Raw genomic sequence first — 15,682 nt, 5'->3', positions numbered from 1 at the left:
TACACAAGGTCATTACCATAATGATCCCAAAATAAACCGGATGAATACCTGCTGCTTCAATTACAGGCAACAGAATAGGGGTAAAGATCAAAATAGCTGGTGTCATATCCATAACCAAACCGACCAAAAGAAGGAATATCATCAAAATCAAGAGTAACAACAAAGGCGATTCGGTGATATCTCCTAGGATTCCCACCAATTGGGCCGGAATTTGAGCCACTGTAATCACCCACGCCGTCACCATGGCTGCCGAAGCCAGAAACATGACCACGCCTGTTGTTTTGGTGGCGTTGACAAACACCTGAGGGAGATCTTTGATTTTCAATTCCCCACGATATACAGTAAAACTTATTAATAAAGCATACACCACCGCAACAACCGCTGCTTCGGTTGGGGTAAAAATGCCGCCCCGCAATCCAACGATGATAATTACAGGCAACAACAGAGCCCATATAGCCTTAGCAAATGCTTGCAGACGTTCCTTATTGCTGGCCTTGGGCATTTTTTCATAATTATCCCTCTTTGCAACCAGATACCATGCAATCATTAATCCCATAGCAAACAAAATTCCTGGTACAATACCAGCCATAAACAGCTGTGTAATGGAAACTCCCCCCACCACACCAAACAAAATTAAGGGAATACTGGGGGGAATAATGGGCGCAATGATTCCGGATGAGGCCACCAAACCCGTTGAACGTTTAATATCATAGCCTCTGGCGGCCATCATGGGAATTAATATGGCCCCCAATGCGGCTGTATCAGCCACAGCGGATCCGGACAATCCAGCAAACAAGACACCGGCCAGAATGACCACGTATCCCAGTCCGCCCCGGATGTGTCCGACCATTTTAATGGCAAAGTCCACCACTCGGCGTGAAATCCCGCCCGCATTCATAATCTCTCCGGCTAAGATAAATAAGGGAATAGCCAATAACGGAAAACTGTTGGCCCCATTGATTAGGTTTTGAGCAATGATCTGTGTGTCAAAATTGCCCATCACCAACATCATGGCGATTGCACTGATCAACATCGCAAAAGCCACAGGCACACCGAGAAAAAGAAAGGCAAACAATACACCTAAAAAAACCCATATCATGATGATCGATCCTCCTTAGAGGAATCATGCGCTTCTGATTTGGCCCAGCTCGGTGCATTTTTGTTAAACCAGACAAACTGAATCGTTTGCACCGCACTGATTACTATCATAATGATACCTGCCGCAATTCCGGCTACGTATAAGACAGAAAGTGAAATACCTGTGGCAGGTGCAAAATTATTAATGTTCAGTTGATACATTTTAAGTGCACCATCTACAAACAAATAAAGAACGGCAATGACGATGAAATTAATCAAGGCATAAACCGCTTTTTGCAACCCAAGAGGAAGCGAGCCTACTAATAGATCCACGCCTAGATGCGCTTTCTCCTTATGCGCGACTATTGCCCCCAAAAAGACAATATAAACAAATAAAAAGCGAGCAAATTCTTCTGACCAGGTAATCCCTGAGTCAAGCACATAACGTAAAACAACGTTGACAAATACTAGCAGTACCATACTTGAAAAAATAACCGTAATGATACCGTTTAATAGTCCGTTAAGAACCCGTACCATTTTATTCATTGGAGTCCCACCTCCTAATAGTGAGCAGAATGAGCAGAAATGGATTTAGGATAATCCTATATCCATTTACTGTTCAGTAATACGCCGGTAGAGATCTTCAGCCCACTCATATTCTTTAAAAAGTTCCTCATATACAGGCTGCATGGCATCTATCATTTCCTGCCTGAAGGCTTCATCGGGTTCGATGATCACCAATCCCTGCTCTTTCAGGTACTCTTTCATCTCATTCTCCTGTTTAATGAGCAACTCCCACACTTGCTCAGCAGCAGCAGCGGCTGCTTCAGCTACTACTTCCTGCAATTCTGGATCTAGACTATCCCAAAAAGCTTGGTTCAGCAAATAAATGTTAGGACTGAAGATATGTCTAGTTTCAATGACATGACTTTGAGCCTCATAAAATCCTGATTGAACTAAGGTGATATATGGGTTCTCCTGTCCATTGATAACACCTTGTTCCAAAGCAGTGAACACCTCGGAAAAAGCAAGCGGCGTCACATTGGCCCCTAATGCTTCTCCCACACTGATAAAGATTGGGGCATTGGGCATTCTTAATCTGAAGCCATTGAAATCTTCCAAAGACTCGATGGCTCTGTCGCTGGATACAACCCGAAAACCATTAACTGTCCAGTTTAAGGGTTTGACACCAAACTGTTCAAAGGCCTGGGCAATTTCTTCCCCAACAGGGCCATTTAGTACCTTTTTAGCATGATCATAATCACGGAAAATAAAGGGCCACTCCACAACACCAATTTTGGGCTCACTTCCCTGTAACAGCATACCAGCAACCACCATTTCAATGGTGCCGTTGCGTACACCTTCTAAGAACGCTTCTTCTGCTCCTAACTGACTGTTATCATAGATCTCTACTTTCAAGCGACCCTCTGAATTTTCTTCCACCATTGGCTTAAAAGTTTCTCTCAAAGCCACATTTTGTGGATGGTCAGAAGCAAAGTAATTAGCTACTTTAATCGTTTTGGTTTCAGGAGCACTACTTTCACTGCTTTCTGTCGCACCTTCCTCTCCCGTTTGCCCACAAGCTGTTAGCAGACCGATTAACGCAAGTAAACAACCAACTCTTAAAACCGCTTTCAAAATCATGTTAATGACTCCCCCTATCTTGTTTTATTACGTAACCTATTCATTTTCTCTTCCAATCAGCTTCACCCTAAGATAACATGTCTAATTGAAAAGGTATACATGAATAACTTTAAGTTATCTAATTCCTGTACAACTGTCCTATGTATCACCCCCTTCAATAATACGGAACATAGTTCCGATATAATGATAAAAGTTGTTGAATAAAGCCTTGCCTAATTACGAGCTTTTTTAAGTGTTTCAACAAACTGGCTGGCTAATTCAGTCAGCTGAGCATACGCTTTTTCTTTTATCAAGGCCGGTTTTAATAAAGCTCCCCCGACCCCTACAGCCACGGCCCCGTTTTCAATAAAGGCCGGGATATTATCCAGATTCACGCCTCCTGTGGGCATGAGCCGGATATGGGACAGCGGTCCCCGCAGTTCTTTAAAATAACGGGGGCCCAACGTTGAAGCTGGGAACACTTTAATCAAATCTGCTCCACTGTGATGGGCTTGAACAATCTCTGTAGGCGTCATAGCGCCCGGAATAGAGATTTTTCCATGTTTAATCGTCTCCTCCACAATCCTTGGGTCATAATGGGGCGAGAACACAAAATCAACACCACAAGCAACTGCTTGTTTAACCTGCTCCACTGACAGTACTGTGCCAGCCCCGACAAGCACCTCATCTCCAAATCTGCTTTTCAGTTTGTCAATCATCTGTGGAGCATCCTCAGAATCAAAGGTAATTTCAAGGGCTTGGACACCGCCGTCCACCAAGGCTTGGGCAATAGCCTCCACTTCTCTAAAAGGGGGACGTCGAACGACCACAACGAGCCCGTTCTCCAATAACTGTTGTAACGCCTGCTCCTTTCTCATCTCTACCTTCTCCTTTACCTAGATTTGGGTCCAGTGCTTGAATGTTGAATACCTTTTTTAACGCATAACATCTTGCCTTGTGCCGTTGTTATATAGCATCTGCTCAACTTCATGCCAATAGGGCAAGCCTTCCACATCACCGCTGACACCCACCACCATGGCCCCTACAGCATTACCCAGCCGCACCGCCTCCTGCATGGTCCAGCCACGAAGCAGCCCGCTGATTACGCCGGCGGCAAATCCGTCACCAGCGCCAACGGGATCAACCACTTCCGCTTTAAAGCCTGGAACATAACCCTTTTCCTGGCCGTTATCGTAATAGGCACCCCTTGCTCCCATCTTGACAACGAAGATTTGCTGCCCATGGGCACGCAATGCGTCAACAATCTTTTCAGGCTCTTCTTCTCCTGTTATGAGCTGTCCCTCTTCCACACCAGGCAAAACAATGTCAGCTTGGCGGATCAAATCCAGCAATACAGGCTTGGATTCCTCTAGGGACCATAACTTCAGACGGATGTTGGGGTCAAACACAACCTTGACGCCCTTTGCCTTGGCCATCTCAATTGCTCTATACACCGTTTCCTTCGCCGATGAGCCCAGCGCAGGAGTAATACCGGACAGATGAAGCATTTTGGCTGAAGTGATGTATGCTTCATCCAGATCATCCGCTCGCAGCAGACTGGCTGCTGAACCTTTACGGTAATAGTAGACATTAATGTTTTTGGGATTTAATTTTTCCTTAAAAAACACGGCAGTGGGGGCCTGGTCGGTATACATGCACCGGCTCGTATCGACCCCTTCCCCCCGGATAAACTTCTCAATGAAGCGGCCAAACGGGTCTTTGCCCAACTTGCTGAACCAGCCCACTTGATGTCCCAACCGCGCCAAACCAATGGCCACATTGGACTCAGCCCCGCCAATCTGTTTGTAAAACTGATGGGTATACTCAAGGGGCACTGGCCGGTCTGAACTAAATAACACCATTGTCTCACCAAATGTGACAACGTCTAATGCCAATCCTCTTCCACCTCAATCTTCTTTGTCGTGTGCTAGAGTGAATCATGTTGATTATATTAGTTTAATCAAACATATAGGGATCGATTATTCCGATATACGGAATGTTGTTCCGATATATGTTTAAAAAGAAAACGCATACAATGTTAATTCTTATTCTATATCAATCTATTTTAAAAATCAAGACACATGTATTTGAAATGAAAGCCTCCAGTTGGACAGAAGAGAACATTTAAGTCGGCGTGCGCTTAGGAACGGCAATTTTTTGCTTCTTCGTCAGCTCATCATCCACCGTCAGCAGCTCCATCTTTTCCCAACTGACAAAATAGTCTTCCCAGATCACGTGGCAGGAATGGTTGTTCATACCCAGCACAACCCCTCTGGCCCCATCCAAGGCGTAAATTACACAGTCACCAATTTTGAACATCATGTTCACCCTAAGCGGAAGACGATCCCATGACCGCCCTTGGGATATTCCCACTTTATATTTTGGTAAGGACAACCGATGCGGCAGCTGCCGCATTCATGACACCCTTCATACCCCACATGCATGCGGACCTCTTCCCATTTGTACACATCTGCCGGGCAAAAAATGGTACAGATTTTGTCCGGACATTTGGTCATACAGATCTCCGGGTCAAGGACATGCAGGTGGGATTTGGTGTCCGCATTGAACCGGACCAGATACTGTTTTTCCTCAATGGTTTGCCCTTTGGCCGTCTCCCTGGCACCCTCCAGAGAGATTTTTCTGGCCGCTTCAGCCATTATTTCATCACCCTCAAGGCCCGGATCACATCCCGGGCAAGTTTCATTTTTTCACCTGCTGAGCCGATGTCACGCCAAATTTTTTTCTGCTTTTCCCATTTGGACAGGCCATCAACCGTAAACATTTGGCTGGCCGCCCGGTTCAGCATGGGAATATAGCGTTCGAAATATTGGGGAAATTTATCAAAGTGATGGGTTGTATCTTTGTATTTTTTCATGTCCTGGCCCACAAAACTTTCCATCAGCTTGACGCGGTAATGGTCCAGCATGTTCTCAGAAAAATCATTGTATTCCTTGCCCATGATAATGGTTTCCGCAGCCAGACGGCCAGAAGTCATGGCCAGATTAGAGCCTTCCCGGTGAATGGCATTAACCAGCTGGGCCGCATCCCCGACGACCAGCACCCCGTGCCCAACCACCTTGGGCATGGAACGGTAGCCCCCCTCAGGGATGAGATGAGCCAAATATTCCACAGGCTCACTGCCCTGGATGTAGGGGCGGATCATGGGATGGTTTTTAACATACTCCAACAGTTCGTATGGTTTTATCTTATGTTTGATCAGGCCGGAAAGTAACGTGCCAACGCCTATGCTTAAAGTATCTTTGTTGGTGTACAAAAACCCGGTGCCCAGAATGCCTTTGGTGGCATCCCCAAACATTTCAATCGTGCACCCCTGGTCAGGTTCCAAATTAAAGCGGTCTTCAATCACTTTCTTATCCAGTTTCAAAATTTCCATCGTGGCCAGGGCCACTTCATTAGGCCGCCATTCTTTATGAAAACCAAGTTGCTTGGCCAAAAGGGAGTTGACCCCGTCAGCCAGCACCACCACATCGGCATACACGTCTCCATCGGGACGGTCCGTTCTGACCCCAACCACCCGGCCATCTTCAACAATGCATTCCAAAGCGACCGTTTCACAGACCAGCAAGGCGCCCTGCTCCACCGCTTTTTGGGCAAACCACTGGTCAAATTTGGCTCTGAGCACGGTAAAGTTGTTATAAGGCTCGCGGGCCCATTCCAGCCCTTTGTAGCTGAAAGCCAGAGCTGATTCTTTATCCATCAGCATAAAGCGCTGCTCGACGACGGGCCGCTCCAGAGGCGCTTCCTTGTGAAAACCAGGGATAATATCTTCCATCATTTTGCGGTACAAGACACCGCCCATCACGTTCTTTGAGCCCGGGTATTCTCCCCGTTCCAAAAGCAACACGTTCACTCCTGCTTTGGCCAGCTCATAGGCACAAGAGGTTCCCGCTGGACCGGCGCCCACCACAATACAATCAAATTTTTCAGGCATGGCGTACCTCCTCCTCTGTCTGCACGGCTTCGTTCATGTGGGACAAGGCTTGCTTAAAGTGTTCGATTAATAAGGGGACAATCTCAAACGCGTCGCCTACAATGCCGTAATGGCACGCTTGGAAAATGGGGGCATTGGGGTCTTTGTTAATAGCGATAATTAAGCCCGAATTTTGCATACCCACCAGGTGCTGGATGGCCCCGGAGATGCCGATGGCAAAATAGATTTTGGGCGTCACTGTTACTCCGGTTTGGCCCACCTGATGCTGATGACCGATCCAGCCTGCCTCCACCACATCCCGGCTGGCTCCCACAGCGGCCCCTAAGACCTCAGCCAGCAGGTGGATCAATTGAAAACCTTCCTTGCTGCCCATGCCTTTGCCACCGGCGACGATAATGTCTGCTTCGTCAATGCGCACTTTTTTGGTGGTCTCCCGCACAACTTCCAGCACTTTGGTGCGCACATCCTCTTCCCGGAGCAGAATGCTTTCTTCAACCAGTTTTCCCGTACGTCCCGGTTGGGGTTGGAGGGCTGTCATCACTTTTGGGCGCACCGTAGCCATTTGGGGACGGTATTTTTTACACAAAATCGTGGCCATAATATTTCCGCCAAAAGCGGGCCGGCTGGCCAAAAGCAATCCCGTATCTTCCTCAATGTCCAACATGGTTGTGTCCGCCGTGAGACCTGTAGGCAAGTCGGTCGCCACAGCGCTGGCTAAATCTTTACCCGTAGGGGTTGCACCATACAGGATCACCTCCGGTTTATACTTCCGGCAGCAGTCCAATAAGGCGTACATATACGGTTCTGTGCGGTAATGATCAAAAATGGGAGCATCATAGACGTAGACCGTATCGGCTCCATACTCAAACAACGTTTGGGCCAAATGTTTGACACCATGGCCGATTAAGACACCGGCCAGTTCTACGCCCCGTTTGTCGGCCAGCTGTCGGCCTGCTCCCAACAGCTCCAGAGAAACAGGGGCGATGCTGCCCTCTTTCTCCTCGATATACACCCAAATCCCCTTGTAATCGGCAAAGTTCATTGCACTCCCCCCTTGTCTTGGAACAGCTCTTTCTTTTCCAGCACAATGGAGACGATCTGCTTAACCTGCTCCTCCGGTGACCCTGCCAACAGCTTACCGCCTTCCGGCTTAGGCGGCGCCCACACTTTGGCCACAATGGTGGGTGAACCTTTCAGTCCCAATTGTTTGCGGTCCACATCCTCCAAGTCGTTGACAGACCAGATGTGGGGCTGGTAGCGGGCCGCTTTGATCATATTGGGCAAAGGAGCAAAAGAAACCTCATTGATCTCTTTTTCAACGGTAAACAGACAGGGCAGGGTGGATTGGACCACTTCATAGCCGTCCTCTAACTTGCGGTGCACAACGGCATAGCCTTGTTCTTTGTTGATCTCCACCACTTTTTTCACACCGGTCAGGGGCGGGATGTCCAGACGGCGGGCAATGCCTGGCCCTACTTGACCTGTGTCCCCGTCAATCGTCATTTTGCCGCATATGATCAAGTCAATAGGCCGAATTTTAGCAATTTTATTCAAAGCTTTGGTCAACGCATAACTGGTCGCCAGTGTGTCAGCTCCGGCGAAGGCACGGTCAGTGATCATGTACCCTTCGTCTGCCCCAAGCTCAATGCACTTTTTTATCGCTTTGACGGCCGGCGGCGGACCCATGGTCAGGACAGAGACCGTGCCGCCATACCTTTTTTTAAGGCGTACCGCTTCTTCCACTGCATGGGCATCGTACGGGTTCAAAATGGCAGGTGCACTGGAGCGGTCCATGGTATTGGTTTTGGGATTCATTTTGATCACTTTGGTGTCCGGCACCTGTTTGATACAAGCGACAATATGCAGCATATAATCCCCTCCTGTCCTCAACGTCTTGTTCTGAATCAAGATACACCCAAATATTATGTTATTTATTAATTTTTTAACACATCTAAGCATTTTACAAAACCGGGCGCAATCACTCAGTTAAAATATTACCGAAAGGAGATTGGATCACTCACATCGAAATCTTACTGAGGGGATGGGATGTGAGGATGTCATTTGGTGGAACATAACGGCGGCTAGGCGCTGGGCCACTATGCCTACACCCTGACCGTGGTGGACCGGGTGACAGGTTATAGCAGAAGACGGGCGATCCTCGGCAAAAGTCAAAAAGCCGTTTTTGAAGCGTTAAAGGAGATCCTGGTTGAATGGTCTCATGAGGTGTGGGGCTTACATTCGGATAATGGCAGCGAATTTTTCAACCATCATCTGCCCAAGTTTTGCCAGGCTCACGGTATAAGGTTCACTCGCAGCCGTCCGTATCATAAAAACGGATAACCCCATGGCTGAGCAAAAAAACCGGCAATATGTGCGGGAGATTGTGGGCTACGAGCGCTATGACACACCTGAAACGGTGGCTTGGCTTAATGCGGTGTATACACGCCTTGACCCCTATGTGAACCTGCTTTTACCCATGCGTAAGGTGATCGCCAAATCACGGCAAGGGGGTAAAGTGAAAAAGCGCTATGACCAGGCCAAAACACCATTTGACCGTCTACTTGAAAAAGGAGTGCTTTCTGCAGATCAAGCAGAGGCGCTGATGCAAAAAGGCAAGCCCTCAATCCGCTGAACATGCATCAAAAACTACAGTGTTAGCTAAAGACCCTCAGACGCCATCGGCTGACAAGACTGTAGAACAAATCGTCCATAATTAGAAGGCTTGCCTTTAACTCCATTGTCCTTTCTCGCCCGCCTCCTGTCAAGGGTTGCTTGACAGCAATCGCGATGCGACGGCTACGCCGCCCTTGACAGCTCGTTGGCGAGAAAGGAAGGGATAACCAAGGGGCAAAGCCTTTCTCTCACCACTTCGTGGTGCCTTTTGGGTTAGATTTTAATTTGAGTGATCAGTTTCTGTTCGGTAAGATTTTTGTATGAGTTGACACGCCGGGTGAATCAGCGCGGATTGCACTATGTCAATCTTATTGCTCTAATGGGAGGCTAATCCGCGCTGTTAAGGAAGGGTACATGACAACGATAAGGCTAAGGGGAGAAAACTAGCACATTCTGACGTGGTTTGTTATGGGGATTAAATTGGCAGCTCTCTATCTTTTTGGTAACCCAATTCTGACGATATCTGGGCAGCGGCTTTTTTCATGCTATCGACCACTTCAGGGAGTACCTTGTTACTGAGGCGCATTGTAGGACCTGAGATACTAATGGCAGCTACAATGGAACCCGTATTATTGCGCACAGGAACAGCGATACACCGCAATCCAATCTCTAACTCTTCATCATCCATGCCATACCCTAACTCTCTGACGCGTCTAATTTCTTCCAATAATTCATCTGCACTATTAATTGTATTCTTGGTATGCCTAATATAGTTCTGGTTTTGGACAATCTCCTTAAGCTCCCATTCTGGTTTTTCTGAAACTAAAACCTTTCCCACTGCCGTACAATATATTGGAGCCCGTTTACCGATTCGGGAATACATACCGATGGCCAGGTGGCCTTCAATTTTATCAATATAGATGGCTTCTCCACCCTCCAATATCACTAAGTGGGTACTCTCGCCGTATTTTTTAGCAATTTCTCGCAAATGAGGATTAGCGATTTTACGGAGATCTAGTGCATGCAATACTCTGTCGCTCTTTTCCAAAAATTTAAGCCCAAGCCGGTACTTTCCTGTTTCTGGATTTTGAGAAATATAACCATGATGAGCAAGAGTGCGTAACAGACCATGAACAGTACTTTTGTGCAAATTAAGCGTTTTGCTGATCTCTGTTAATTTTAATTCAGGCTGCTGATCAGTAAATAAATCCAGGATTCGTAATGCCCGGTCAACTGCATTAATGAGCCCTTTTGTTTCTTTCACTTTAAACACCCCCTAACACTAAATAATATCCTTTCATACACCATTACGTTTTCATGTGTCAATTCAGTTAAGTCATTTGTTTTACATTAGAAAACTATTTTACATCATTTGCGCATGAGGAACAACCCAACGTGTCAACTCGTAACCGTCAATAGTTTATTGGTTCTTTTTTCTTTTTGTTTCCCGAGACCCATGGAACCTCATTTTTCGAGTCCTGCCTTCAAGTGCTCTTACAACTTCATTGCTTTAAGCGATGAAAGTGTTCTGTATTACTTTTGAAAACTCCCTTAGCCACTGCTCACAACCTGTGGCTCCGGGCATATGTGCCTGACACCACGCCACAGTTTGCTCTTCTCTGAGCTGGCCTGTTTTTCTTCTGCCACGTTTTGTCTTCTTGTACAGCCTCTGCTTGGCGTAAAACCCACTGAGAAACGTCTTCCCACTCGCCATTCAGAATGCTGGCTCGTACTTGGATGAGATGGTCTGCTCCTCTGACACGCCAACTCATAACCACGCTTTTTCATTTGGTCAGCAATCAGAATATCGTTGATGTTTTCAATGTTGCCTACACCACGAGCGATCTCTGGCAGTTTGACTTCTCGTGTGCGGTAATCCTTCGGGCTTTCCCAGTGCCTCAAGATCCGCTTGCGCAGTTCTTCAATCTTGGCTTTAGAGACTTTCTTTTCCCTTCGACATTGCGTCAAGGTCCCAAAAAGCCTCACTTGAATCGACGGTGGCCAACACGTGTAGGTTCTTCAAGCAGTACTTGCTCCCGGCAGGATCTGCCTTTTCCCACCCTTCATATTGGCAGCCCACTTTGATCTCATGTCGCTTGCTTTTCTTCCGGTCTTTGCCTTGCAGGGAAACGTAAATCCCATCGGACTCCACCATGATGATCTCACTCGCACGTTTTCCACTGGCCTCATCCTTATTCCATTGCTCCTGTTTGTGTTTGATCGCTTCCCCATATCTTTGAACATGGTTGCGAATGGTCTCATGGCCTATCGGTATGCCCAGCTGCTTCAACATCTTTTCACTTTTACGATAGGCTACTTCTGTCGCCAGGTAAGCCGATGTCTTTTCAATTCTTCCTCAACATCTGCAAAATTCATCTTGCCTTCTACAATTTTTTTCGATAACATGGAGATATAATTGGATAACTCCATGGAAAGAGACCCTCCTTTTTCGGTTTTTTACCCATGGGTCTCTTTCTCTTTTCTACATAAAAATCCTCCCTGAACCAATAATTATTTTACTCTACCTAAATATCATTCCTTAATTGCCAGCACATCTTATTCAATGTAAAAAAATCCTCTCCGTGAACCCAGTTCACGAAGAGGTCTTCAAGAAGAGATGCCTAGTTTTACCTTGATGAATGATCAGCTTAACGACAAATGGAAACAGTCTTAATGGAAGTGTAAAATTCAATAGCAGCACGTCCTTGTTCACGGGAATGTGAACTGGATTCCTTCATGCCGCCAAATGGTGCTTGGGGCTCCACACCAGCTGTTTCACCATTAATACGAACCATACCGGCATCTATCTCATCTATAAATGACAGTGCTTTATTCACGTTAGTGGTAAACAGAGAAGCACTGAGTCCAAAACGGACGTCGTTAGCAATTTCAAAAGCTTCCTCTAAACTGTCCACTGGAATAAGCACCAGAACCGGACCAAAAATCTCTTCCTGAGCAATGTCTGCTTTGGGAGAGACGCTTTCGAACACGGTTGGTTGAATAAAGTAACCGTTCTTGTACTGCTCACCTTCTGGCACTTCCCCGCCGAAAAGAATCTTGCCGCCTTCACTTTTGCCTTTTTCAATCATCTTGAGAATGGTATCGAGCTGGTTTTTGTTGGCTACAGGCCCCATCCAAACGCCATCTTGCAAACCGTCTCCAATGGTGATTTTTTGAAGTTCATCAAGCAGTTTAGCTTTAAATTGCTCATAAATGTTGCGATGGATCAAAGCCCGGCTCGTTGCCGTACATTTCTGTCCCGTCGACTTCATGGCTCCATTGATGACTTGGGTGACGGCCAAGTCCAAATCACACTCTTCATCGACGATGGCAGGATTTTTCCCTCCCATTTCAAGCTGATATTTTACGCCCCGGGCAGCAGCAGTTTGGGCAATATAACGGCCCGTTGAGTTAGATCCAGTAAAGGAGATACCATGAATATCGTCATGTTCAATAATGGCATTACCCACACGGGATCCGCTTCCAGTGACAAAATTAAGCACTCCTTTTGGCAAACCAGCCTGTGCGAAGACCTCAACCACTTTTGCTGCTGTTACCCCTGTGTCACTGGCTGGCTTAAAGACAACGGTATTGCCGTAAATGAGAGCAGGGGCAATCTTCCAAATCGGAATGGCCACTGGGAAGTTCCACGGGGTAATGATACCAACAACGCCCAAGGGGACGCGGGTCGTATAAAGATGAGTTTTCCCATCCATTGACGGGATGACATCCCCTACTTTGCGTAAGCCTTCCCCAGCATAATAGCGCAACAGATGAACACCACGCATCGTTTCTCCTTTGGCCTCAGGGAGCGTTTTTCCCATTTCCCGGGTCATGGATTCGGCAATTTCATCTAGGCGACTTTCCAAAATGTCAGCTGCTTTATACAAAATATGGCCTCGTTCGGCGCCAGACATTTTTTTCCATGTTCTCTGAGCTGCTTTAGCCGCCTGAACAGCTTCTTGAACATCGTCTGCAGTTGAAGCTTGGATTTCCCCAACGACCTCATTAACGTTAGCCGGGTTGATGCTCTTGATGGTTTGACCGGATGCAGAAGCTTTCCATTCTCCGTTGATGTAATTGAGATAAGTTTGTGTCATAAATACCCACTCCTTTTCCACCATTGTGATTTTTTATATGAAGTTAAGATTTTTGTACTCCTGTCCGTGTCGCCAGAGCAACAGGATTGGACAAGGTTCCCACACCGGATACTTCAATTTCGATGAGATCTCCTTCCTGCAGGGTAAATTCGTCAGGAGGAACAATACAAGTACCAGTTAAGAGAACTGTACCGTCGAAGACCTCATTGTCCCGGAGGAGATAGTTAATGAGTTCATGAAATTTGCGTTTTAACTGGGACGTATTAGCACTGCCTTCAAAGATGAGCTTTTCTTCTCTGTAAATACGACACACAATGTCCATATTATAAGGGTCATCCACCGTCTCAGCTAAACGGATCGTCGGACCGAATGAGCATGAGTTGCGCCAAATTTTAGCTTGAGGAAGATAGAGAGGATTTTCTCCTTCGATGTCACGGCTGCTCATGTCATTACCGGCAGTATAACCGATGATCTCACCTGATCCATTAATAACCAAACCGACCTCAGGTTCTGGCACTTGCCACTCTGAATCAGAACGGATGCAAACTGGTTGATGAGGGTGAACAGTCCGGGCTGACGTGGACTTGAAGAAAATTTCCGGACGTTCGGCTTCATAAACCTTATCGTAGAACGTAAGTCCTTCGGGCTTTTCTTTCATTTCTATATTTCTTGCATCCCGGCTCCGCTCGTATGTCACCCCACAAGCCCACACTTCAGGTGCATCAACAGGAGTTAACAATTCAACGTTCTGCAGACGGTAAACTTTTTCCTGCTGCCTATAGTTTAATGAGGAAATCAATTGAGAAGGGGTCTGACCGACATTTTTGGCATGCTGAGCCAGGGTGACAATGTCCCGGCATGCTTCGGGATGAAGAGTAGTGATCTCATAGATCTCTTCCCCTTCTAAGACACCCAAAACTGCTGTTCCTTGTTCATCTAAAAAGCGAACGATATTCATATCCATCCTCCCTCTGAATAGGCCCTATACTGCCACACTTGTTGATGTACGATAATATAAAACGATGTTTTTGTTTTTGTTCACATTTATTATAACATATTTTTTTTGAAAATGTTGTGTAATTTGGGATTGCTGAAAAAGTTTCACCTGTTAAAGTTTAAATTGACGGCCCCCACGTAACTTTCTTTCTGATCATTTGTGATTGGTATCCTGTACAGTAAGGTACACGTTTTTTTCAGCTGCTTTGACATCTGGAAGACTGTTCATGGGTCTTAATGCACGGTATCCCGGCGAAGTTTGATATAAGTGCCGTCTAAATAGGGAACGATGTACCGCTTCTCTAACGGTCTTTGCTGTCATTGATCAATATCCTTAAGGGACACCTCCGTAAGGTTACTGATGGTTGTTGCGGAATAGGATGAGTCCAAAATTCTTTCAATAAATTTACCAGTTTCACGAGTACTCATCCTATTTGATACATTTTGATAATGGCTGTTTTCTTGACTATTAGTGGTAATAGTCATCCTTTGTGCCCAATTTAACTTTATATGAATGATCCGTTTCAGTTCGGTAAGATTTTTTATGAGTTGACACGAACCGGAGAAATTATGCTTCTCCGGAAGTCAGCTCCTGATAAACGACATTGGTGATTGGGATGCCGTTTGCCAAACGTTCTTCCTCTTTCAATTGCTCCGGTTCTCCCGGTACCATCACCCGTTCAAACCCAGGTGCTGGCGGTACCTGATGCAATTCATCAATCATTTGATCGATATGAGTTAAAAAATTGTCTGCGGTTGTATATATGGAAATGTCAATAGCCATGAGTAGATGTCCTAACTTGCGCTTTTTGTCATAATCCCCATACATAGCTGTTATATGGGGACCAAAAGCGGAACCGGTTAATATACCCGACAGTACATCAACCATCAAGGCCAGACCATATCCTTTGGGTCCTCCAAACGGGAGCAAAGCACTGACCCGATGAGGATCCGTAGTTGGATTTCCCTCTTCATCAACTCCCCACCTGTCCGGGATAGACAAACCTTGATTGCGGGCATGCAGCACTTTGCCAAAGGCTACTTCGCTTGTTGCCATATCAAGTATAATCGGTTTATGTTTCTTGGCCGGAACACCAAAGGCAATAGGGTTGGTACCAAGATAGGGCTTTGCTCCCCCAAATGGCACCATCACTTTATCAGTATGGGTCAGGGCAATCCCGATCATTTTTTGTCCGGCAGCCATTTGAACATAATAAGATAATGCTCCGCAATGGCTGCTGTTAATCACCCCAACCATACCAATTCCCTGATACTTTGCCCGGTTGATCGCCTCCTGCATGGCTTCTTTAGCCACTACATG

The 15,682-nt window shown here is 46.4% G+C and carries 17 protein-coding genes and 1 pseudogene; 2 read left to right on the top strand and 16 right to left on the bottom strand.

The annotated features are described in order from the left end of the window. The 10 genes from IEW48_RS14790 to IEW48_RS14745 form a co-directional block, all read right to left on the bottom strand. The coding region (locus IEW48_RS14790; protein WP_188624434.1) for a TRAP transporter large permease at positions 1-1,102 on the bottom strand (1,102 nt) is incomplete at its 3' end. Next, entirely contained in the window at positions 1,096-1,623 is a 528-nt protein-coding gene (locus IEW48_RS14785) for a TRAP transporter small permease (protein WP_188624433.1), read from the bottom strand. The genes IEW48_RS14785 and IEW48_RS14790, both read right to left, overlap by 7 nt. Before the next feature lie 66 nt (positions 1,624-1,689). Continuing rightward, on the bottom strand, positions 1,690-2,721 hold the full coding sequence (locus tag IEW48_RS14780; RefSeq protein WP_188624432.1) for a TRAP transporter substrate-binding protein: 1,032 nt from the start codon (positions 2,719-2,721) through the stop codon (positions 1,690-1,692). A 212-nt stretch (positions 2,722-2,933) separates the two neighbouring features. After that, on the bottom strand, positions 2,934-3,578 hold the full coding sequence (locus IEW48_RS14775) for a bifunctional 4-hydroxy-2-oxoglutarate aldolase/2-dehydro-3-deoxy-phosphogluconate aldolase (RefSeq protein ID WP_188624431.1): 645 nt from the start codon (positions 3,576-3,578) through the stop codon (positions 2,934-2,936). A gap of 57 nt (positions 3,579-3,635) precedes the next feature. Then, positions 3,636-4,595, bottom strand: a complete 960-nt coding sequence (locus IEW48_RS14770) for a sugar kinase (protein WP_188624430.1) — start codon at positions 4,593-4,595, stop codon at positions 3,636-3,638. Between the two features lie 229 nt (positions 4,596-4,824). Further along, complete coding sequence (locus IEW48_RS14765; RefSeq protein WP_007506403.1) at positions 4,825-5,019, bottom strand: hypothetical protein; 195 nt, start codon at positions 5,017-5,019, stop codon at positions 4,825-4,827. A gap of 5 nt (positions 5,020-5,024) precedes the next feature. Further along, the gene (locus IEW48_RS14760) at positions 5,025-5,357 is read right to left on the bottom strand and encodes a ferredoxin family protein (RefSeq protein ID WP_188624429.1); all 333 of its coding nucleotides are present in this window, start codon (positions 5,355-5,357) and stop codon (positions 5,025-5,027) included. Next, positions 5,357-6,652 carry an FAD-dependent oxidoreductase gene (locus IEW48_RS14755; RefSeq protein ID WP_188624428.1) on the bottom strand — a complete coding sequence of 432 codons (1,296 nt, stop codon included), beginning with the start codon at positions 6,650-6,652 and terminating at the stop codon, positions 5,357-5,359. The genes IEW48_RS14760 and IEW48_RS14755 overlap by 1 nt, the downstream gene beginning before the upstream one ends. Continuing rightward, positions 6,645-7,694 (bottom strand): electron transfer flavoprotein subunit alpha/FixB family protein, encoded by a 1,050-nt coding sequence (locus tag IEW48_RS14750; RefSeq protein WP_188624427.1) that lies wholly within the window; start codon positions 7,692-7,694, stop codon positions 6,645-6,647. The genes IEW48_RS14755 and IEW48_RS14750 overlap by 8 nt, the downstream gene beginning before the upstream one ends. Beyond that, the gene (locus IEW48_RS14745; RefSeq protein WP_188624426.1) at positions 7,691-8,521 is read right to left on the bottom strand and encodes an electron transfer flavoprotein subunit beta/FixA family protein; all 831 of its coding nucleotides are present in this window, start codon (positions 8,519-8,521) and stop codon (positions 7,691-7,693) included. The genes IEW48_RS14750 and IEW48_RS14745 overlap by 4 nt, the downstream gene beginning before the upstream one ends. Positions 8,522-8,740: 219 nt before the next feature. Here IEW48_RS14745 and IEW48_RS17685 point away from each other — a divergent pair, with 219 nt between their 5' ends. Both IEW48_RS17685 and IEW48_RS14735 read left to right on the top strand, forming a co-directional pair. After that, positions 8,741-8,992 carry an integrase catalytic domain-containing protein gene (locus tag IEW48_RS17685; protein ID WP_371874892.1) on the top strand — a complete coding sequence of 84 codons (252 nt, stop codon included), beginning with the start codon at positions 8,741-8,743 and terminating at the stop codon, positions 8,990-8,992. A 4-nt stretch (positions 8,993-8,996) separates the two neighbouring features. Further along, positions 8,997-9,284 (top strand): hypothetical protein, encoded by a 288-nt coding sequence (locus IEW48_RS14735; RefSeq protein ID WP_188624424.1) that lies wholly within the window; start codon positions 8,997-8,999, stop codon positions 9,282-9,284. Positions 9,285-9,740: 456 nt separating this feature from the next. Here IEW48_RS14735 and IEW48_RS14730 read toward each other — a convergent pair whose 3' ends face one another. From IEW48_RS14730 to IEW48_RS14710, 6 genes and pseudogenes are all read right to left on the bottom strand, one after another. Beyond that, positions 9,741-10,529: an IclR family transcriptional regulator gene (locus IEW48_RS14730; protein WP_188624423.1), complete on the bottom strand. Its 789-nt coding sequence runs from the start codon at positions 10,527-10,529 to the stop codon at positions 9,741-9,743. A gap of 669 nt (positions 10,530-11,198) precedes the next feature. Next, positions 11,199-11,594: a UPF0236 family transposase-like protein gene (locus tag IEW48_RS14725; protein WP_268236579.1), complete on the bottom strand. Its 396-nt coding sequence runs from the start codon at positions 11,592-11,594 to the stop codon at positions 11,199-11,201. Positions 11,595-11,913: 319 nt separating this feature from the next. Beyond that, positions 11,914-13,365, bottom strand: a complete 1,452-nt coding sequence (gene gucD / locus IEW48_RS14720) for an alpha-ketoglutaric semialdehyde dehydrogenase GucD (RefSeq protein ID WP_229704072.1) — start codon at positions 13,363-13,365, stop codon at positions 11,914-11,916. Between the two features lie 43 nt (positions 13,366-13,408). Next, a complete protein-coding gene (locus IEW48_RS14715; protein WP_188624420.1) occupies positions 13,409-14,323 on the bottom strand; it encodes a fumarylacetoacetate hydrolase family protein in 915 nt (304 codons plus the stop codon). Between the two features lie 278 nt (positions 14,324-14,601). Further along, positions 14,602-14,816: pseudogene (locus tag IEW48_RS17200) on the bottom strand (transposase); the annotation flags it as partial. Between the two features lie 113 nt (positions 14,817-14,929). After that, positions 14,930-15,682 (bottom strand): Ldh family oxidoreductase (locus IEW48_RS14710; RefSeq protein WP_188624419.1); only part of this gene is annotated, 753 nt, incomplete at its 5' end.

The organism is Caldalkalibacillus thermarum (assembly GCF_014644735.1).
GTDB lineage: Bacteria > Bacillota > Bacilli > Caldalkalibacillales > Caldalkalibacillaceae > Caldalkalibacillus > Caldalkalibacillus thermarum.
Note: the sequence above shows the minus strand (reverse complement) of the source record. Positions and strands in the feature narration are given on the sequence as shown.

Excerpts from the sequence above, each read along its gene's own strand:
- IEW48_RS14785 (WP_188624433.1), bottom strand. The coding sequence starts at position 1,623 with ATGAATAAAATGGTACGGGTTCTTAACGGACTATTAAACGGTATCATT.
- IEW48_RS14780 (WP_188624432.1), bottom strand. The coding sequence starts at position 2,721 with ATGATTTTGAAAGCGGTTTTAAGAGTTGGTTGTTTACTTGCGTTAATC.
- IEW48_RS14775 (WP_188624431.1), bottom strand. The coding sequence starts at position 3,578 with ATGAGAAAGGAGCAGGCGTTACAACAGTTATTGGAGAACGGGCTCGTT.
- IEW48_RS14765 (WP_007506403.1), bottom strand. The coding sequence starts at position 5,019 with ATGTTCAAAATTGGTGACTGTGTAATTTACGCCTTGGATGGGGCCAGA.
- IEW48_RS14760 (WP_188624429.1), bottom strand. The coding sequence starts at position 5,357 with ATGGCTGAAGCGGCCAGAAAAATCTCTCTGGAGGGTGCCAGGGAGACG.
- IEW48_RS14755 (WP_188624428.1), bottom strand. The coding sequence starts at position 6,652 with ATGCCTGAAAAATTTGATTGTATTGTGGTGGGCGCCGGTCCAGCGGGA.
- IEW48_RS14750 (WP_188624427.1), bottom strand. The coding sequence starts at position 7,694 with ATGAACTTTGCCGATTACAAGGGGATTTGGGTGTATATCGAGGAGAAA.
- IEW48_RS14745 (WP_188624426.1), bottom strand. The coding sequence starts at position 8,521 with ATGCTGCATATTGTCGCTTGTATCAAACAGGTGCCGGACACCAAAGTG.
- IEW48_RS14735 (WP_188624424.1), top strand. The coding sequence starts at position 8,997 with ATGGCTGAGCAAAAAAACCGGCAATATGTGCGGGAGATTGTGGGCTAC.
- gucD (WP_229704072.1), bottom strand. The coding sequence starts at position 13,365 with ATGACACAAACTTATCTCAATTACATCAACGGAGAATGGAAAGCTTCT.
- IEW48_RS14715 (WP_188624420.1), bottom strand. The coding sequence starts at position 14,323 with ATGAATATCGTTCGCTTTTTAGATGAACAAGGAACAGCAGTTTTGGGT.